This is a genomic window from Flavihumibacter sp. CACIAM 22H1 (assembly GCF_001601815.1).
Classification (GTDB): domain Bacteria; phylum Bacteroidota; class Bacteroidia; order Chitinophagales; family Chitinophagaceae; genus Flavihumibacter.
Genome location: NZ_LUKG01000021.1, coordinates 1 through 19,562 on the forward strand (window position 1 = coordinate 1; position 19,562 = coordinate 19,562).

A 19,562-nucleotide genomic window follows, 5' to 3' on the forward strand; every position below is an offset into this window, starting at 1 on the left:
AGGAAGCCGATAGAAGATACCTGTTTTATCATATAACCAGCGGCAAAACATCAGGGCTGTATGTTGCGACATGGAATTAACCGGAAAACCTCCTTCTTTGCCCATTCCCCAGGTGAGGTCAATATACTGTGCGCTGGGCCGGGTAACAGCATCTACTTTGGAGTTCTGACTGGTGTTTGCATCCTTGAAATACACATCAAAAATATCCCTGCTCAATTCGAAACTGGCCATCCAAAAAGCCGATATAGCAACTTTTTGCTGCGGCCCTTCATCGGGCTTCCTGTTTTTTTCTGATTCGGGCGAACCCATCAGAAAGCTGCCGGCCGGAATCGGAACCATGGCCAGCTCAAGGGTAGAACCCGGAATGGATTGTTTGTAAGCGGAAAAATCGGGCTTGTTTTCCTGGGCTGCAACCAGGCTGGTTGATCCAAGCAGCAGGAGCGTAAAATGGAGTGGTTTCATGTTATACTAAAATGGCTAAACTATCAAATCTAGGCTTAATGAACTTCTTCTTTTGATGCAAACGTTTTCATAAAATTCGCAAACCCTTTGGAATGGTGAAATTTTAGTTCATCCATTTCAAGTTCCGCTATCAGGAATTCTGCATCTAGTTTTTTTGCCAGCTTCCTTGCTTTTTTAAGGGGTAGTATGCTGATAGCTTTGGTTAACCAGTCGGCTACCACCGGGTCTTTTGCCACAACAGTTACCGATTTCCGGGCGGTTAGTCCATAACCCGTTTTGGGATTAATGATATGCGAATAACGTTTGCCCTCATGTTCCATATATTGGTAAAGATCGCCGGAGCTGGTAACCGAATGATCTTGTAGATATAAATGATCATGCAGCCATTCTTCTTCGTGGTGGGGGGTATTAATGGCCACTACCCATCCGCTTTTACCTGGTGGATGCCCACGGACTGTTATATCACCGCTAACGTCAATTAATGCGGTGGTTATGCCCTGGGATTGCAGGAAACGCATCACCTGGTCGCCGATATAACCCTGTGCAATGCCACCCAAATCGAGCTGAATGCCGGGTTTCAGTAGCCGGGCGCTTTGAGTCCTGGGGTCGAGCTGCAGGTATTTCATACCCGTTTGGTTTAGGGCTGCTGCTACTGAATCGGGCGAGGGCCATTGATCGGTTTTACGGGCCATGCGCCAGAGCTTGGTTAAACCACCCAGGGAAATATCGAAACTGCCTTTGCTGACCTGCCAGGCTCTTTTACTCCTTAGAAGAATATCGAACAACGCCGGGGACAGGGGCCTGTACATGGCAGTATTAGAGGCGGTGGCACAAAAACGGTTGAGCTCGCTATTTTCATCATAATCGGTAAAAATTGCGGCCAAACTATCTACTAATAAAAAACTTTCTCTGGCTAAACGGTTTGCTGTACTACTGTCTTCATGGTATAAAATGATGGTAAACGGAGATGCCATCTTGTTTTCCACGTACTCAAACCGCTTCGGTTGGGCATAGCTGTAATACGCAGCGATTAACAGGAGCAGGGAAAAAATTAACTTTTGAATCAATTTGATTTTTTTTGTGCTGGATTCCGGTAAATTTAGTTCATCAAATTGTTTTCCATGCAAAGAAGAAATTTTGTTCGTCAGTCTTTATTGGCCGGTTCAGCGCTGGCAGGTGGTGTTCTAACGGGTTCCGGAGCCCTGGCTGCCGGTAAAGCCAAGGTCGACACGGCCACCCTTAATGGTGCACCATTTAATCTCGATTATGCGTTCCATGATGGAATGTTCGCCAATCATGCCGGGAAGGACTTTATTGAGCAAATTAAGTTTGGACACAGTATGGGCTTTCGTTCCATTGAAGATAATGGTATGATGGGCCGTTCGGTAGACGAACAAAAAAAGATCGGCGATACCCTGGCTAAACTGGGTATGCGGATGGGGGTTTTTGTTATTACATCCGACAGCTGGCACTGGAAAACTTCCCTTACGACAGGAAAAAAAGAACATATCGACCGGATGAAAAAGGATTGCGTGCAGGCAATTGAAGTGGCCAAACGTTGCGGCGCCAAATGGATGACGGTGGTACCCGGAAATTTCGAACGCAGTTTGCCGCTCGACCAGCAAACGGCCAATGTTATTGAGGCCTTGCGGATAGCTTCCGATATCCTGGCTCCTCATGGGCTGGTAATGGTATTGGAAGCATTGAGCGATAATCCTGATTTATTCTTACGCTATACCAATCAAACCTATATGATTTGCCGGGCGGTAAACAGCCCCGCTTGTAAGTTTTTGTACGATATGTACCATATGCAACGGAACGAGGGAGATATTATAAAAAATATTGATCGTACCTGGACAGAAACCCCCTATTTCCAGATTGGCGACAATCCTGGTCGCAATGAACCAGGCACCGGTGAAATGAATTACCGCAATATTTTCAAACATATTTATTCCAAAGGATATAAAGGTATTTTGGGGATGGAACACGGTAATGCCGGTCAGGGAAAAGAGGGAGAGCTGGCCCTGATCAAAGCTTATCGCGACGCAGATAATTTTAAATAACCTTACCTGTTCCCCCGCAGCAGTTTTTTGGTGATGACCCGGTTAGAATACTGCAACCGGATATAATACATGCCAACCGCCAGCTCTGGTAAATAGAGCTGCAGGGAGGTACTGGTGGTGCCATTGAATGCCTGCTCATACACCAATTGACCGGAACTGGAGAACAGGCTGATCTTTTTCAGATCTGTAGGCGCCTGGTAATGTTGCACCGTCAAACTCCTGTTAAAGAGGGTTGGCGCAATTAGCAGGCCTTCTTTTTTCAGCACATCCGGAAGTGTTTTAGTGTAGATGTCCACTTCATCGAGGTATACGGTATTCAACTGGTTGTTGAGATTTCTGAAAACCAGGTAAAAATTTCGAGCCCCGTTAAGATAGGAACTGAGGTTAATGGAATCTTTTCTCCATTGTGACGGTGTATTGGGAGAAAATGGCCCCGAGCTGGAATTATCGGTAGTAGCCAGGTTGGCACCTGATTTTTGATAAATAGTTTGGTAATGCTGGCCGCAATCGGTCGTCAGCAGGATGCTGAAGAGCCGGGCGGTATCGGTTGTGGCCGAGTTGGCAGCAGCAATCCGGAACGATAAATAAACAGAATCGACATTGCCGAAACTAACCGGGGGCGTATACAGATCGCTTGATCTTGCGTACAGGGCAGCCGTATAATTGGTAGCCAGTGCAGAAGACAGCCCGGCATATCCTGCAAGTGCTGACCTGCTCCAGGAGGCTATGCCATCACCCACTGTAAATAGGTCCCAATTGGCCGGTGGAAACTGGTTGCCTTCAAACCCTTCGTGCAGTGGAAGCGGCATCGGATTACGGCGGGCAAAACTTTTGCGGAGTGTGTCGTTGGCGGCAAATTGATCTGACCTTCCATTGGTTTTACTAACCCAAACATTCAATACATGCAAGCCTTCCGGAACAGCCATATCCGGTAATTGCACCAGCTGCTGTTGCAGCCTGGCTAGTTTTCCCTGCCAGGTATAGTTAAGCACAGGCCCGTTATTCAGTTGGTATTGTAGCGTAAGTGATTTAATCGTATCAGCTCCCTGGTTTGCGATAAGCAGGGAGGGCTCTACCGAACCGGAACAAATGCGTCTGAGTGGAGATGGGAGGTTCAGCAGGGCAGCATCTCTGGGAAGAAAATCGATTTTTTCCAGGCCGATATCATCCAGGTAAATATTATTTCCGTATTGGTTAATATTTCTGAATAGTACTTGGATAGATGCCTGGTTACGGAAAGCAGACAGATCAAGGTGTTCATGTTTCCATTGTTCCGCAGAAGGCACAAACTGGTAATCGGTAGGCGGGGCAATAGCAAGTTCACTGCTCCATTTTTTATAGATGGATTGATAGCTTGCTCCGCAATCAGTAGACACCAGCACTTCCAGGGTATCCTGGTAGGTTAGGCTGTAAACAGCGGTTGCCACCGAAAAGTGTAAAACAAGCGAATCTGCATCACCGGTATAAACCGGACGGAGCAGCAGATCAGCTTTTTTACCCATTTCATTAAACTCGTAATTAGGGAAGTAAATAGAGCGGCTGCCGCTGTTGGACGCCAGGCTGGTGATTCGCCAATTCTCTTTTCCGGAAGTATTTACCGACCAGCCAACTGCTAAATTGCCTGTTTCAAATCCTTCGGCTAACGGCAGGGTTTTGGGTTGTATAGCAGAAAAGCGAACGGTGATCGTATCATTGGCCGGGTTTTCATCCGATATACCATTGACTGTTTTTACAATAACCTGCAACTGGTGATTGCCCGCACTCAGATCAATAGCTGGCAGGTTTATTTCCTGTTCAGAAAAAGATGCCAGCTGCAAGTCAAAATTCTGCTGGCGGATACTACCGCCATCCAGTTGTATACTCAGCTGTACCGCTTGAATGGGCTCCTTGCCAAGATTCCTGATTAATAACCTTGGTTGTTGAGAGCCGGTACAGGTCTGGGCATCGGGTAATGGCGATACTAAGGCTTTCAGATATGCATCTCGCTGGTACACCAATACCGGCGTACAACCATCCGACAGAAGCAGCGATTGCCGATCGGGGGCATTGGCGAGCATAGACTCCATCATGCTGCTTTGCTCGTGGGTAAACATTACCATGGAGGCATCATTCACATAGTCCATGTAGTTCATAAAAAGAATACCCGGAGCGTTGGGTGTGCAGGCATCTGTTACGGGGAATACCGGGTCGCCAAAATTGGCCTGATCCTGATTGGGGGTATCATCGATTCCATCCGAATCAGCACAGGAGGGATTGTTTTCGTTGGCTCCCCAGATATGCTGAAGTCCCAGAAAATGCCCAATTTCATGGGTGGCAGTTCTGCCGAGGTTATAAGGTGCTGAAGCAGTTCCTGTTGAACCGGTATTCTGGTATTTTAATACCAGTCCCATTTCGTTTTCCGGCAATCCGGGTAAACCAGGTAAAAAGCTATAGCCAAGGGTTACCCCGTTGATCCTTGTTATCCAGATATTCAGGAAACGATGCGGGTCCCAGGCATTTATTCCACCCCGTACTGCCTGTTTCACCGGATCGTTTATTCCTGGTTGGGAAAAGCCGGTAAATATTTTCCGGTTAATGCCAGTGCTGGGTTCATTATCGGGGTTTCGGGCTGCCAGGCAGAAACGGATCTTTGATTTGCCAAACAGCGGTTTAAAACTTGCTGGTATTTTAGACGAATCAGCATTTAATCCGCCAAAATCAGTATTTAGGGTTTTTAGCTGGTTCAGGAGCTGTTGATCAGTTACCAGGGCTGGATCGGGTAGCAGAACATGAAATACAACGGGTATCTGGTAAACCAGTTCCTCTTTGTTAAGCGGGGCCATGGAACGGCGCGTGGCTGCCTGCTTAATTTGCCGTTGCAATGCTTCAAATTCTATTTTCTCGCGGGGGAATTGCTTAAAATACGCTTCCATTACGGCGCCGGTACCACAGCGATCTGGGTTAGACTGTTGGGCGTTTACACAGGTAGTTACCAACAATACAAATAAAAAAAGGAGAGGGCGCATGCAGAAGAATAGTGTCAAAGATAATTCGTTCGTGGGTCAGAATCAACTATTTTCGCAGTCTGTTCTTTTCTATACGACGTATCAAACAGTATGGGTTCCCGCTAAAAACGGGATTAATAGGGAATTGTGTGTAAATCACAAGCTGTCCCGCAACTGTAAGTAACACAATAGGTTTTTACCCCTGTTGTCCACTGTTCGCCAAACGATTGTGAAGGCGGATGGGAAGGACGGTAAAAATGTTACGAGCCAGGAGACCTGCCTTTGCTGTATGAAACAATGCTTTCGTGGAATGAAGTAGTTGTTTGATTGATACATGCAGCAGGCAGCCCGGGCGGGCAGGCTATGCCGTGCATGTACTATTGCTTCTTTCATTCATTTCCGACAGCATTCCTGTTTAGCAAAGAGCTTTTATCTGATTTTTTCATTTTAAAAGCATTTAGCATGCAAACACAGAACCTGGGTTACCCGAGGATTGGTAACCAACGGGAGTTGAAAAAAGCGACGGAGCAGTATTGGGCAGCAAAAATTTCTGCCCAGGATCTCCTTCAAACCGGTGCAAAAATTCGCCTGCAAAACTGGCAATTGCAAAAAGAGGCCGGCATTGATTTGATTCCCTGCAATGATTTTTCGTTTTATGACCAGGTACTTGATACCTGTATTATGCTGGGGGCCATTCCGGAACGCTATCATGCCCTGATGCAGGCGCAGCAGTTGCCGGTAATTGATTTGTTATTTGCCATGGCCAGAGGCTATCAAAGAGATGGATTCGACCTTACGGCCATGGAAATGACCAAATGGTTTGATACCAACTATCATTACCTGGTGCCTGAATTTACCGCCAATCAACAATTCCTTTTATACCATAACAAGGTGGTAAAAGAATTTGAAGAGGCTAAACATGCCGGCTTTACCTGTAAACCCGTGGTGCTGGGGCCGGTTTCATTTCTGTTACTCGGCAAGGAAAAGGAAGAAGGATTTCACCGGCTCGAATTAATCGACCGGCTTCTGCCGGTTTACCTCGAAATGCTGGCGTCTCTTGAAGCAGCCGGGGCTTATTATGTTCAGATCGATGAGCCTTGCCTGTCGCTCGACCTGAGCAAAGCGGAGCGCGACATTTTTACCAAGGTGTATCGCAGCTTTAAAGAAAAATTACCACACTTAAAACTTATACTCACCAGTTATTTTGAGTGTTATGGAAATAATCTTGCTACCGTATTGGATTTGCCAGTGGCTGCGCTACACCTCGACCTGGTTCGTTGTCCGGCCCAATTGGACGATATTCTTGCCACCAGTTTTTTCCGCTCCAGTAAAATTCTTTCCCTGGGATTGGTGGATGGCAGAAATATCTGGATAAACAATTATTCCAATTCGCTGGAGCTTATTGATAAGGCCATAAAACGATTGGGTAAAGAAAGAGTATGGATTGCTCCTTCCTGTTCGCTCTTACATGTTCCCTGCGATCTTTCGCTGGAAACAAAAATTGACCCGGAGTTAAAACAATGGATGGCTTTTGCCAAACAAAAGCTGGAAGAGCTGAACACGCTGAAACAGCTTGCCGATTCAAAGGAAATAGATAAACTGGAAGCCAACAAAAAGAGCTGGCAGCAGCGAAAGGACTCCGCACGAATCCACAACCAGGCAGTGCTGGAGAGAATGTTGTTGGTTACTGCTGTGGATGCACAGCGCGCACAACCATTTTCCAGGAGGAGGACCCGGCAGCGGAAAACATTGGGACTGCCTAATTTTCCTACAACCACCATCGGATCCTTTCCACAAACAAAAGAGGTACGAAACTGGAGGGCACAGTGGAAGAAAAAAGAATTGTCGGATGAGCAGTACGAAACGCTTCTGAAAGCAGAAACCAGGAAAGCTGTGCAATGGCAGGAAGAAATAGGGCTGGATGTTTTGGTGCATGGAGAATTTGAGCGGAACGATATGGTGGAGTATTTTGGCGAACAGCTGGCGGGTTTTGCTTTTACAGAAAATGGCTGGGTACAGAGTTATGGAAGCCGTTGTGTAAAGCCACCCATTATTTATGGAGATGTATTCCGGCCTAAACCAATGACGGTTTATTGGTCGACCTATGCACAATCATTGACAAAACGATGGATGAAAGGCATGTTAACCGGACCGGTAACCATTCTTCAATGGAGTTTTGTGCGGGATGATCAGCCGCGCAGCGCTACCTGTATGCAAATTGCACTGGCTATTCGGGACGAGGTATTGGATCTGGAGAATGCCGGCATAAAAATAATCCAGATAGATGAGCCTGCATTACGAGAGGGACTTCCCTTACGCAAAGAAAACTGGACGGCTTACCTTAATTGGGCAGTACGTGCATTCCGCATTGCCTCCTCTGTGGTGGAAGACACCACCCAGATCCATACCCATATGTGTTATTCTGAGTTTAATGATATAATAGAACATATTGCAGCCATGGATGCAGATGTTATTACCATTGAATGCAGCCGGTCACAGATGGAACTACTGGATGCTTTTGCGGCCTTTAATTATCCCAATGAAATTGGTCCGGGTGTGTACGATATTCATTCGCCCCGGGTACCTGATAAAGAGGAGATGATAGAGCTGTTGAGAAAAGCCTCGGAAGTGGTATCGGCAGATCAGCTATGGGTGAACCCTGACTGCGGGCTTAAAACCCGTCATTGGGAAGAAACCCGTAAATCACTTATTGCAATGGTTGAGGCCGCCCGGCAATTGCGAAAAGCTCCCAAAGTATTTATTTAGTGTACAAAGCAGGCCGGGAAACCGGTCTGCTTTGTTTTTACCGGAACAGGCCGAAACGGGTGAAAATATATTGTCTCAAAGAATTAATGGTAGAAAACAAAGGTCCATAAATACCAGATGCCATAATTACCTAAATTGAAGGCGAAACATTCATTTTTTACATAAACCCAGGCTCGTGAAGATTTCTGCTTTTGCATTTTTAGTAAGTGCTGTTTTAATGGCCCCCAACCTATCCGGTCAGGTACCCGAAGAACCGGCTTCTTTCAATCACATCCAGTCGACTTATTCCTTTAAAAATGGCTTAACGGCTCCATTCCCATCGAGGTATGGAAGAGAGGCCGTCTATAGCGACGAATTGGCTTATTTGTATTTCAGTAAGCAATTAGTGGCGCCCAAAGAGGGAGCGAATGCCGGTTCTATCGTTAACGGACAGCCGATTGTTTGGGAAGCCATGGATATAGACAGTACGGGTCGGTTACGTCCAAAGAGAGGACGATTTGTAGGTGGGGCACCCGCAGGCCCTGGTGTACAGGCAGGTGCCACCCGGGGAGGTCTGTCATTTGGCAGCAGGGTTGTCTATTTAAGCTATACCTCTCCCAAAGCCCAGTCTGCTATTCTTTCTATAAAAGGAAACAGCAGCGTATTGATCAACGGGGAAATGCACACCGGGGATCCGTATAATATGGGATTTTTATATATCCCGGTACAGTTAAAAAAAGGTTTGAATGAGTTTTATTTAAGAGGAGCTTCTGCTATTGCAAGTTTATTGTTTCCCTCCAAACCGGTACAATTGCAGGCAGAAGATATGACGGTGCCGCATATAGTGCCAGGTGTTCAGACAGGCAAACAAGAGGCTGCTGTGGTGGTTGTCAATACCGCAAACAAACCCCTGAAAGGCTTACGTATTCAGGCAATTGTTGGCGGAAACAGCCAGGAAACCCAGCTGCCTGAAATCCCTGCGCTCTCCACCCGTAAAGTGGCATTTGTATTGGACGGAACATCGCTTACCACTAAAGGAACCTATACTGGCACCCTTAATTTACTGCAGGGTAAAAACATGCTGGATCAGCGCTCCTTTTCAATAGAAGCGATGAGCCCCGGAGAGGCTTACAGCAGCACTTTCACCAGCGAAATGGATGGCAGTTTGCAATATTATTCTGTTCGTCCGCAAACACCCGGTAGTTTTTGGGAGCCGGGAAAAAATGCCCTGTTTTTGTCGGTGCACGGAGCAGGTGTAGAAGCTATCAGCCAGGCCAGGGCCTATAAATCAAAAGACTGGGGAACATTGGTAGCAGCTACCAACCGCAGGCCGCGTGGTTTTAACTGGGAGGACTGGGGCCGGCTCGATGCGCTGGAAGTGTTAGGAATTGCTAAGCAGCGGTTTCAACCCGACCCTTCAAAAATATACCTGACCGGGCATTCGATGGGAGGCCATGGTACCTGGTTCCTGGGAGCTACTTATCCCGATAAATGGGCAGCAATTGCACCCTGTGCCGGATATCCTACCATGAAAGGATATGGCTCCGCAGATGGATTGATACCGGATTCCAGCGGCAATTTATACGAGCAACGTTTATTGCGTTCCAGCAACCAGAGCGATGTGATAAAGCTGGCCACTAACTATAAACACCATGGGGTATATATTTTCCATGGCGATGATGACCGCACCGTACCTGTTCGGTATGCCCGGCAGATGAGAGAATTATTAGGAGGCTTTCAACCCGATTTCGTGCACTACGAATACCCCGGGGGAAGTCATTGGTTTGGCGATCACAGTGTTGACTGGAAACCCTTGTTTGATTATTTTCAGTGGCATGAACGGCTTCCGGACAGCAGCGTTAACAGTATTGATTTCACAACAGCGCACCCCGGCATTTCTGCCAGTTCGAGGTGGGCCAGCATCCTGCAACAGGAAGAAATCCTGGAGTATAGCAGAATGCAGTTAAACCGGAACAGGGTTCGGGGATTGATTCAGGGTACTACGCAAAATATCCGTTTACTGGAATTGAACCTGGCTGATTTTACAATCGGAACCACGGTTGAAATTCGATTAGACAGTATGCCGGCTGTGAAACATATTGTCGGAACCAATTCCGATAAACTGGTATTACAGCGCGGTGCAAATGGATGGGAAAAAGGCGTGGCCCCTACAGCAGCACAAAAGAATCCTCAACGGTATGGCACACTCAAAGAAGCATTTAACAACCGTATGGTATACGTGGTAGGCACCATTGGCAGCAAGGAAGAAACTGCCTGGAACTGGAATAAAGCCCGTTACGATGCGGAGACCTGGTATTACCGGGGAAATGGTGCTGTAGATATTATTACCGATAAAGAATATTCCCTGGAAAAATACAAGGACCGCGGGGTTATCCTTATTGGTAATAAATCAACCAATGCGGCCTGGCCACTGCTTTTATCCGATTGCCCGATCCAGGTAGAACGCAACCTGATTACGGCGGGTAATCAGCGCTGGGAAGGAGAGGACCTGGCTACTTATTTTGTATGGCCCCTGAAAAATTCATCGAAAGCTTCGGTAGCTGTTTTAACCGGAACTGGTGACAAGGGAAATAATGCAGCTTATGCCAACCAATACTTTGCCGGTGCCAGTGGATTTCCGGATTATATGATCTTCAGTTTCGATATGCTGAAAGATGGTGCTAAGCACCTGAAGCTGACGGGCTTCTTTGATACGAACTGGAAATTGTAATCCTGTCTTAAAGAGTTCAACAGCCGTTTGGAATCAACCCAAACGGCTGTTGGCATTTTAGTACAGGTGGTACATACAAAAATTCCGGTTTTAAGAAAGGATCGGAAAAAAGAAAAATTTTCCATGTAGATTTAATTCATGAAACGATTCTTTTTGCTGATTTTTTTCCCGTTTGCAGCAACAGCGCAACCTGGTTTTTCTGATACCAGTCTTCAGATAGAAAAGATTTTGCAACCCTGGACCCATTCCAACCTGCCGGGTGTATCCATCGCAATAAGCCGTAACGGGCAGTTATTATATGCCAATGCTGTGGGGGCGGCAGACCTCGAGCACGGAATAGCCAATGATACTGCCACTATTTTTGAGGCGGGTTCGGTTTCTAAACAGTTTACGGCCGCCGCCATTTTGCTACTGCAACAGGATGGTAAACTTAGGCTGCAGGATGATGTGCGTACCTATATTCCTGAACTTCCTGAATATGGCGCTGTACTTACCATTTATGACCTGATCCATCACCAAAGTGGATTGCGTGATTGGGGATCGGTTGCAGAGGTGGAAGGTTGGGGAAGAGGAACAAGAGCCTATTCGAATGCACATGCCTTGCAAATCATTTGCCGCCAGAAAGCGTTGAACAATGCCCCCGGCACAGAATACATTTATAGCAACAGCAACTATAACCTGATGGCTATAATCGTTGAAAGGGTAGCCAAAACCAGCTTTGCCCAGTTTTGCAAAGAACGTATTTTTCAACCCGCAGGTATGACTCATACCAGTTGGCGCAGTGATTACCGGCAGATTGTGAAAAATAGAGCCATCGCTTACCAGCAAACGCCTCTGCAACTTAAAACGCTTATGCCCAATGAAAATGCGCATGGTAACGGGGGCTTGTTAACAACCGCTTCCGATCTGGTAAAATGGGCAGCTTTTATGCAGGCAGGTAAATTGGGGGGCACTGCTTTTTTACAACAACAATTAGAGAGGGGAAGATTCAGAAATGGGGTATGGCATCCGTATGCGGCGGGGTTAAGGATCGACCAGTTTAATGGCCAGGACCGTGTAACACACAGCGGTGCTACCGCCGGCTACCGGGCCAACCTGGATTATTTTCCCAAACAGGGCCTGGCTATTGCATTATTATCCAATACCAGCGGATTTTCACCGGTTCAGGTGGCAGACAAAATAGCGTCCCTGTTTATACCCGCGCCCCCAACAACGGCCAGTCTGCCTTTGCAACCATTCAAAGCAGCTCCTGCGGTACAGAAAAAGCTGGAAGGCTGGTACCGGAACAGTAAATCAGATGATGCCGACCACCTGATAGCCGCTGATAGTTTGCTCTTACTTGCCGGCAAGCAACCCTTCCTGAGGGCAACAGACGGCAGTTATTCCATCAATGGGTTCCGGGTTTATTTTACCAGTTCCGGGTTTACGCGGATAGACCCCGGCCCTTCTGCCGATACCGTTCTGTTTCTAAAAGAACCAGCCGCTTCCTGGACGCCAGCCCAGCTTAAACAATTTGAAGGATCTTATAAAAGTGAAGAAGCCAATGTCAGGATCCGCCTGAAAGCAACAGATAAAACCCTGGAATATAGTCTAGCGCCCGATGCTCCCGTTGTTTATACCCCAACGTATAAAGATGGATTTGAAACATCCGGTTCCAACCTTCGTTTTCTTCGCAATCAACAAGGTAAACTCACCGGTTTTACCATTTCAGTAGGAAGGGCCAGGAGAATTGCATTTTATAAAGAATAGGTTTACCCGTTGCGCTTAAACTTATTTTTACCCCGTAGACCCAAGGGGATCGGGTAGTTCAGTTGCCGTTGGCGGCAACGGATCATTGGCTGCATAGATAAAATGAACTACCACCAGAAAAAAATAGATGAACGGAAATACCAGCGCAATAATTCCTTTTAATATACGCTCCTGGTGTTTTTGTTGAATGGTGCTGATCTGGTCCTGTACGAGATCATCTATTATTAATTCAATGGATTGGGATTTTATAGCTGCAAGGCTGTCTTTAAGGTGTACGTATTTGTGTAGAAAATTCAGTTCGTTTTTGTAATCGCCGTATTTCCGGGTTAATGCATGCAGTGCCTGGTAAACATCAATAAGAAGCTCCGTCATCTGGTATTTTTCTGCTATTTCTATAGACCGTTTATAGAATTGCAAAGCTTCCTCCTTTTGGTTGAGGCATATGGATAATTTACCTAATCCATCGTATAAATAAGCTTCATAATTGGAAGCGCCTGATTGTCCTAAGAACTCGGCGGCTTTTTTGTACAAAGAACGGGCGGAGTCGATGGCATTGTACCGCAGGTACAAATCGCCCATTGAAATCAATGCCAGCGCTTTGTCCTGAGAATTATGTTCCGGGTTGTTTTTGAAATAAAGTTGATTTTGGGGATTATCTATAATTTCCAGTACAGCTCTGTAATGGGCTAAAAGGCTGTCTTTTTGTTCGGTAGCAATTTCGCAGGATAAATGATAAAACAGGGTGGCATTGATGCGGCTTTTTTTATCATTGATGCGAAGTAATTGACGGCCGGCCGTTTCAAAGCATTGCTTGGAATAGGAGCTTAGCCCAAGAGCAAAAAAGTTTTCTCCCTGCAGCATATCAAGGTAAAACTGATCTTCCGGGTTTTTTTTAAGATACCAGGCATGTTTATCTAGCTTAGCTAAATACTGATTGCTCTTTTGGTAATCTCCGCACTTGGAAAGAATGTCTGCTATACACCATAATCCATTTACAATGCCGCGTTCATAGCCGATTTTTTCTGACTCCTGCAGTATTCGTAAAGAATAGGATAGGATATAATTGAACCGTTGCTCATTTCTGTAAAATGACCGGCTGGTATCAATCATTTTATCAATTAATTCCCGGCTTTGCCCTGCAACAGGGCCGGTTAAAAACAAGGCAGTTACAACCAGTGTAAGTATACTTTTATGGTAATGGCTAGTCATGGATCAGTAGTCCTGCGGCGTACATAAAATTTACCAGGTCAGCAGTATTTTTAACTCTCAGCTTTCGAATTATATTATTTCGGTGAACTTCAACGGTTTTTTGTTGAATATCAATTTGACCACTGATTTCTTTAGAAGTAAGCCCTTTGCAAATCAGTTCGGCAATTTCAATTTCGCGTTTGGTAAGCTGGTTGATAGACCGGGAACGGTGCGGTAATATCAGATCTTCAGTAAGATTGGTTTTTACTTCATCACAAATAAATTTAAGTCCCTTTGCGGTTTGATGAGCCGCCTGTAAAAATTCTTTCCTGGAAGTGTTTTTGGTGATGTATCCTTTTGCCCCGGTTTTCATAATTTGTTTCACCAGCCAGGGTTGGGCATACATGGAAACGGCCAATATGTTGAAGGCAGTGGAAACGCTCAGTAATTCTTTAATGGCAGTAACGCCATTAACAGGGCTCATTACAATGTCCATCAGGATTAAATCGGGGCGGTGCCAAATCCCCAATTGAATAGCTTCCTCACCATCTGCAGCTTCAGCTACAACCTGGAAACCTGGTTCAAGTGCTAGTATACTGGTCCAGGTATCCCTGATGAGTTTTTGGTCGTCTGCAATAAGAACACTTATAGTTGGCGTAGACATGGTTATTGCATTTCGGAATTGGATTGAATTACTAAGCAAAGCTACCAACTTGCAATAACCCGTCAATTACACTTTTGTACCAATTTTTATTTGGAAAGATATTTTTTTATGGCTTCACTTCGGGTACGCACATGCATTTTTTCGTAGATGCTGCTGGCATGTTTTTTAATAGTGTCTATGCTTACATGTAGTTTGTGAGCAATTTCCTTATACAAATAGCCCTCTACAATTAATTCCAATACTTCTTTTTCGCGGTCGGTAAGACTATTCAGATCGGGGCCAGAACTGCTCCGTTGAAAATAGGTAATTACCCGCTTGGCAATTTCGGGCGACATGGGTGCGCCACCCGCCTGAAGTTCCATTATGTTTTCCAGTAAATAATCAAAGGAATGCTTTTTTAACAGGTAACCTCCAGCGCCCGATTTGATGGCATTAAATACTTTATCATCATTATTGAAAATGGTAAGAACCAGGAATTTTGCATGCTGGTCTTTCAGTTTTATTAATTGAATGGCTTCAATTCCTGATAAGCCAGGCAAGTCAATATCCATCAATGTAACATCAGGTTTTAAGGCATCGTATTCATTGATATACGACTCTGCGTCGGGGAATGACCCAATGCAGGAAATATTGGCTGAGTTGTTGACAATTTCTTCTAGCGTTTGGCGTAATATCGGTTGATCATCAACAATACATACAGTAATCATAACGTTGGGTTTGTAGTTTCTTGTGCTATTAAAATAATTAGTTGTGTGCCATCCTGGTTGTTCCAGGTTACGGAGCCATTAATGCTCGATATCCTTTTCCTTATATTGTTTAATCCATTGCCGGGTTTTGAAAGATCAGGAAAAAATCCTTTTCCATTGTCTGAAATTTTTATTTCCAGTAATCCTTCATTTGTTTTATTACAATCAATGCTAAATAAGCTGGCATCAGCATGTTTTACCGTATTATGAAACGCCTCTTTTATTACGAGCAGAATATTTCTTCGAACCGTATTGCTGATATGCAGGCTATCAGGTACGGTGCTGTTTAATTGGAGGCGAATGGGCAGGTCAATTCGTTGTAAATAACCTGCCATATAAATCCGAAGATGGGCAATAAGACCGTTAAACGTATCGTCTGAATGGTTTAAAACCCAGATAATTTCACTCATCTGGTCAATCAGTTCCCCGGCAATTCGGCTTATATCTGTTAACATTTTATTGGTTCTGGGACTATCCGGGTTGGCCAGCAATGATTTGGACAAGAGCCTTATCGAAGTAAGGCCGGATCCCAGGTCGTCGTGCAGCTCTTGTGATATACGCTCTCTTTCATTTCGGATGGTAGCCATATTTGCCAGGATAATTTTCTGGCGTTCTGTTTTTTTGCGGTACCAGTAATTGGTTGCCAGAAATATTAATACGCTAAATATGCCGGAAATCAGTAAATAGAACCAGCTTTCTTTCCAAAACGGAAGGGCAATGGTGAAACTATAAGATACTTCTTCCACTTGTTCACTGTCGGGGTATTTTCCATATACACGAAGTTTATAGCTGCCGGGTTTTAAGCCAAAATAGTCGATGGTAAGGTTGTTAGGAATTCTCCAGGTAGAATCAATGCCTTCCATTTTATACCTGAGTTCAAAAGGCTCTACCTGGAAACTGGAAATTGCATGTATAGAAAAGCTGAAATTGCTTTTGAAATAAGGGAAGTCTTTTTTTTCTACAATTGATCCTGGAAGAATGCTGTTATGAATCAATTGGTCCTGGTTTTTTATGCTATAGAAGAATACATAAAAGTTCCTGTCTTTTCGCACAAACAGATGCGTGTTTACTTTGGAAATTCCATTCGAACCACCGAAGTAAACAATTTCGGTGGAATCCACGGCAATACTTTTGGTATTAAATTCTATGTTGGCAATGGTTCGCAAGGAGGATAATTTGAAAACGCTGTTAGACTGACAGTCGTATGCAATAATTCCGGCATTGGTGGCCGCCCTATAATATATTTGATTGGTCAATATAACCGCTGTAGATAATATTGCCGTTTATCTGATTTGTTTCTGCAGATAATCGATGCGAAAACTGATTAGTTGCTTTGTAAACATAAATGCCATTGGTGGTAAGCAGGTATTTATGTTTATTGCCGTCTTCAAGTACATAACGTACAGGGATATTAGAATTGAATTCATCAATAATTTTTTCCAGCTTTCCGTTAACCAATTGAAATACTTGCAGGCCCGAAGTGCCCAGGTACACATGACCAGGGTCAGGTAAATCAATCGAGGTAAAATAATGGTTGCCTTTAATAGAGTCTATTAAAGAAAATTGGAATCCTCTTGAAACAGCTCCCGTTACTTCATAAAGTTTATTATTAGCTGTAAACAAAAACAGGGAGTCGTTTATTTTTTTTATGATCGGTATGGCATCTTTGGTTGGTAAAGATATTTTAAAGGATTCTTTATGCTGCCTGGAAACCTCATCAATCGGAAAGTTAAGATTCAAAGCTTCCATTTTTTGGGTATTGATGATATCCAGCTTGAATTTATCCCAATAAATAGCCCATGTATGGTTTTCGTCAAGGTTTTCTAAATGGGCAATAAAGGTAGTATGAATGTTTTTTACCGGGTTATAGCTAACCTGGTAGCTGTCATTGGAATAACTTATACGGTTTATGACATTCGATGAGTTGCCACATAGTAGGGTGTTTTTTTTCAACGCAATAGTTCCGACAATATCACCGCCTTTGGGAAAATTATTGATGTTGGTAACCAGGTCTGATCGGTTAGAAATTAAAATACCCGACATAGTGGTGGAAAGGTATACTTCATCTTTATTATTGATGATATCAACAATATGTGTATCTGACCGACCACCAGCTTCGGCCAGTTGTGGTCTCAGGTTTAGCAGTTTTTGTTCTTTGGGGAAATAGACCAGTAATTTATTCATACCACCAATCCAATAATTTCCCTGCTGATCACAGGAAATATCGTTGATCGGCAGGGTAGAGGGATTTGTTTCGTACGGCGAAAGATCCAGTTTAACCAGGGGGCTTTCCGCATTTGCCGGCAGATGATATAAATACTTGTCGGTACAGATAATTGCCTGCTGCCGGTTTTCTGTGTTCAGGATAGCAAATTTTGGTTTGTAAGGCAGTTTTAATAAGGGTTTGCTGCTATTGTCTGATAGGTTATGTTCAATTAGCTGGTTGTTTTTGGTAAGGAAATAATGCGATGTATAGGAGCCAATATGAATGGCGTCTTTTTCATATCCCGGCCCGTTTAGTTCTTTTTTGTCAATGATTTTATCAGCGCTGTCGATAGTATAAAAAGTGGAAAATGTTTTGAGATGGATGTTATTACCGGTTTTTGACTTTCCCAATAGTTTTATGGTTTCTCTGCCGATTGGAATGGGCTGTTGTTTGTTTTTTGTAATGGTGTGTGTGCGGTAGTTATAGGTATAGAGTCCGTTTGGTGAACTGATTACCATATTAAAACTATCTTTTTGTAAGAAGGTATGTGGTTTTTGTGATAGATTAAAGGCACTGTCCTGGGTGTACATCGGCAGGTTGAAAAAATGGGTGCCATCAAAAATGCTGATCCCGTAATAGGTACTGATCCATAAAAAGCCGTATTTATCCTGGTAAATATTATCACAGGCAGCCGTTTGTAGCCCCTGGATCGAATTGTATTGTTTAAACTGGATGTTTTTATAGTCCTTTTCCTGGCCATAACAGGTGGTTATGACAAATAGAGATAATAGTAATAAAAGCCGCATTTTAATGTCTGGCATTATCGGGTGACTTAGTTACGGTGAAAGTACATTAGTTCCAGCTGGAGGTACTGGCACTTTTGTGTAATTCCCTTATAAATTAATGAATTACGAGCATTTTTTAAGATTTTTCAGATCGGCTAATTTGAATAAATACACAAAAGTGGAATAGGAAGGGCAAAGGCGGTTGGTACCTTTGCCTCAGAATGTAACAAACCCGTTTTTAAGTCCAGTTAATCATTACCAAGTCCTATGATCCTGATCCGTCCCATTGAAAGTACATACAGCAAGGAATCGTCCATGATTAGTAGCATGCATCACAGCTGTATTACAAAGGCCATTATCAATTTGATAGTGGCTTCTTTTTTACACAAAAGTGCCGTTTTATACCTATTTACAACGCGTAGCTTTGTACTATGAATTTAGAAACCTTTACAGCATATCCTATGAACAGAACCCACACATCAAGGCGCATTCAGCCGGCCATTGCAACTACCAGCATACAGGAGCTCGTTTCCAGCTGCCCAACCGAAGCGGCCCCCGCCGATTTTTATAAGCGGGAACTAAAAAGCGGGGTATTTATGTCGGCCAAGGAACTTTGTTCCTTATCCATCCTGGAAAATGAAGCGGCAAGGACTGATCTGGCGCACGAACTCCATGATAGTGTTAACCCCTTGCTTTGTGTAGCGAAGCTGTATATGGAACAGTTGCTTCCTTCTACAGAAAAAGACATACAGGCTAAAAAACAGGTAATGGAGCTTTTGTCGTCTGCCATACAAAGTGTGAAGCAGGTTTCAGAATCTAATTCTATTTTTCAGAAACAGGATCTTTCTGTGGTGGAACTGATAAAGAGCTTTATCGGTAAAATTGCTGCTTTGGGTACAGTAGCTATTAGTAGCAGTTTTTCAGGAATCGGCCAACTCAATTCTCTTCATAGCAGTTATAAATTAACCATCTACCGGATTATCCAGGAACAGTTAAACAATATAATGAAATACAGTAAGGCCAAAAATGTGCGTATCCAGGTAACGGCCTTGCGCAATAAGCTGGTATTAAAGATTTCGGACGATGGGGTGGGGTTTGACCTGAAAAAGATAAAAACTGGTATTGGTATAGTTAGTATGGAAAGGCGGATTCAACAATTGGGTGGTTTGTTTGAACTGGATAGTTCATATGGACACGGTTGCCGAATAGTTGTATCCTTCAATTTAGCAGACTAACCCC

General features: G+C 44.3%; 13 protein-coding genes and 1 riboswitch. Of the genes, 5 read left to right on the forward strand and 8 right to left on the reverse strand.

The window, feature by feature from the left end; all coding sequences use genetic code 11:
- Nucleotides 1–462: SUMF1/EgtB/PvdO family nonheme iron enzyme (locus A1D16_RS07975; protein WP_290708834.1), on the reverse strand; the 462-nt coding region annotated here is incomplete at its 3' end.
- A 35-nt stretch (nucleotides 463–497) separates the two neighbouring features.
- The gene (locus A1D16_RS07980; protein ID WP_290708835.1) at nucleotides 498–1,529 is read right to left on the reverse strand and encodes an FAD:protein FMN transferase; all 1,032 of its coding nucleotides are present in this window, start codon (nucleotides 1,527–1,529) and stop codon (nucleotides 498–500) included.
- Between the two features lie 54 nt (nucleotides 1,530–1,583).
- Here A1D16_RS07980 and A1D16_RS07985 point away from each other — a divergent pair, with 54 nt between their 5' ends.
- Nucleotides 1,584–2,525, forward strand: a complete 942-nt coding sequence (locus A1D16_RS07985; RefSeq protein ID WP_290708836.1) for a TIM barrel protein — start codon at nucleotides 1,584–1,586, stop codon at nucleotides 2,523–2,525.
- A gap of 2 nt (nucleotides 2,526–2,527) precedes the next feature.
- Here the strand turns inward: A1D16_RS07985 and A1D16_RS07990 are convergent, their stop codons facing one another.
- Nucleotides 2,528–5,530 (reverse strand): choice-of-anchor J domain-containing protein, encoded by a 3,003-nt coding sequence (locus tag A1D16_RS07990; protein ID WP_290708837.1) that lies wholly within the window; start codon nucleotides 5,528–5,530, stop codon nucleotides 2,528–2,530.
- Between the two features lie 75 nt (nucleotides 5,531–5,605).
- Nucleotides 5,606–5,808, forward strand: a riboswitch (cobalamin riboswitch).
- A gap of 163 nt (nucleotides 5,809–5,971) precedes the next feature.
- On the opposite strand from A1D16_RS07990, the gene metE reads away from it, so the two are divergent.
- The 3 genes from metE to A1D16_RS08005 all read left to right on the forward strand — a co-directional run bounded on the left by metE (nucleotide 5,972) and on the right by A1D16_RS08005 (nucleotide 12,734).
- Entirely contained in the window at nucleotides 5,972–8,275 is a 2,304-nt protein-coding gene (gene metE, locus A1D16_RS07995; protein ID WP_290708838.1) for a 5-methyltetrahydropteroyltriglutamate--homocysteine S-methyltransferase, read from the forward strand.
- A 175-nt stretch (nucleotides 8,276–8,450) separates the two neighbouring features.
- On the forward strand, nucleotides 8,451–10,985 hold the full coding sequence (locus tag A1D16_RS08000) for an alpha/beta hydrolase-fold protein (protein ID WP_290708839.1): 2,535 nt from the start codon (nucleotides 8,451–8,453) through the stop codon (nucleotides 10,983–10,985).
- A 138-nt stretch (nucleotides 10,986–11,123) separates the two neighbouring features.
- Nucleotides 11,124–12,734, forward strand: coding sequence for a serine hydrolase domain-containing protein (locus tag A1D16_RS08005; RefSeq protein WP_290708840.1), 1,611 nt, complete (start codon nucleotides 11,124–11,126; stop codon nucleotides 12,732–12,734).
- Nucleotides 12,735–12,761: 27 nt separating this feature from the next.
- Here A1D16_RS08005 and A1D16_RS08010 read toward each other — a convergent pair whose 3' ends face one another.
- The 5 genes from A1D16_RS08010 to A1D16_RS08030 form a co-directional block, all read right to left on the reverse strand.
- Nucleotides 12,762–13,943 carry a tetratricopeptide repeat protein gene (locus tag A1D16_RS08010; RefSeq protein WP_290708841.1) on the reverse strand — a complete coding sequence of 394 codons (1,182 nt, stop codon included), beginning with the start codon at nucleotides 13,941–13,943 and terminating at the stop codon, nucleotides 12,762–12,764.
- Nucleotides 13,936–14,586, reverse strand: coding sequence for a response regulator transcription factor (locus A1D16_RS08015; protein WP_290708842.1), 651 nt, complete (start codon nucleotides 14,584–14,586; stop codon nucleotides 13,936–13,938). Before A1D16_RS08015 ends, A1D16_RS08010 begins: the two co-directional genes overlap by 8 nt.
- Nucleotides 14,587–14,672: 86 nt before the next feature.
- Entirely contained in the window at nucleotides 14,673–15,293 is a 621-nt protein-coding gene (locus tag A1D16_RS08020; RefSeq protein WP_290708843.1) for a response regulator transcription factor, read from the reverse strand.
- Entirely contained in the window at nucleotides 15,290–16,498 is a 1,209-nt protein-coding gene (locus tag A1D16_RS08025) for a histidine kinase (protein ID WP_290708844.1), read from the reverse strand. The genes A1D16_RS08020 and A1D16_RS08025 overlap by 4 nt, the downstream gene beginning before the upstream one ends.
- A 67-nt stretch (nucleotides 16,499–16,565) precedes the next feature.
- Complete coding sequence (locus tag A1D16_RS08030) at nucleotides 16,566–18,359, reverse strand: hypothetical protein (RefSeq protein ID WP_290708845.1); 1,794 nt, start codon at nucleotides 18,357–18,359, stop codon at nucleotides 16,566–16,568.
- 395 nt (nucleotides 18,360–18,754) lie between these two features.
- Between A1D16_RS08030 and A1D16_RS08035 the strand changes: the two genes are divergently transcribed.
- Nucleotides 18,755–19,558 (forward strand): ATP-binding protein, encoded by an 804-nt coding sequence (locus A1D16_RS08035; RefSeq protein ID WP_290708846.1) that lies wholly within the window; start codon nucleotides 18,755–18,757, stop codon nucleotides 19,556–19,558.
- The last annotated feature ends 4 nt before the right edge of the window (nucleotides 19,559–19,562 follow it).

Coding starts and splice junctions, on each gene's coding strand:
- A1D16_RS07985 (WP_290708836.1), top strand. CDS start 1,584: ATGCAAAGAAGAAATTTTGTTCGTCAGTCTTTATTGGCCGGTTCAGCG.
- A1D16_RS07990 (WP_290708837.1), bottom strand. CDS start 5,530: ATGCGCCCTCTCCTTTTTTTATTTGTATTGTTGGTAACTACCTGTGTA.
- metE (WP_290708838.1), top strand. CDS start 5,972: ATGCAAACACAGAACCTGGGTTACCCGAGGATTGGTAACCAACGGGAG.
- A1D16_RS08005 (WP_290708840.1), top strand. CDS start 11,124: ATGAAACGATTCTTTTTGCTGATTTTTTTCCCGTTTGCAGCAACAGCG.
- A1D16_RS08010 (WP_290708841.1), bottom strand. CDS start 13,943: ATGACTAGCCATTACCATAAAAGTATACTTACACTGGTTGTAACTGCC.
- A1D16_RS08015 (WP_290708842.1), bottom strand. CDS start 14,586: ATGTCTACGCCAACTATAAGTGTTCTTATTGCAGACGACCAAAAACTC.
- A1D16_RS08020 (WP_290708843.1), bottom strand. CDS start 15,293: ATGATTACTGTATGTATTGTTGATGATCAACCGATATTACGCCAAACG.
- A1D16_RS08030 (WP_290708845.1), bottom strand. CDS start 18,359: ATGCCAGACATTAAAATGCGGCTTTTATTACTATTATCTCTATTTGTC.
- A1D16_RS08035 (WP_290708846.1), top strand. CDS start 18,755: ATGAATTTAGAAACCTTTACAGCATATCCTATGAACAGAACCCACACA.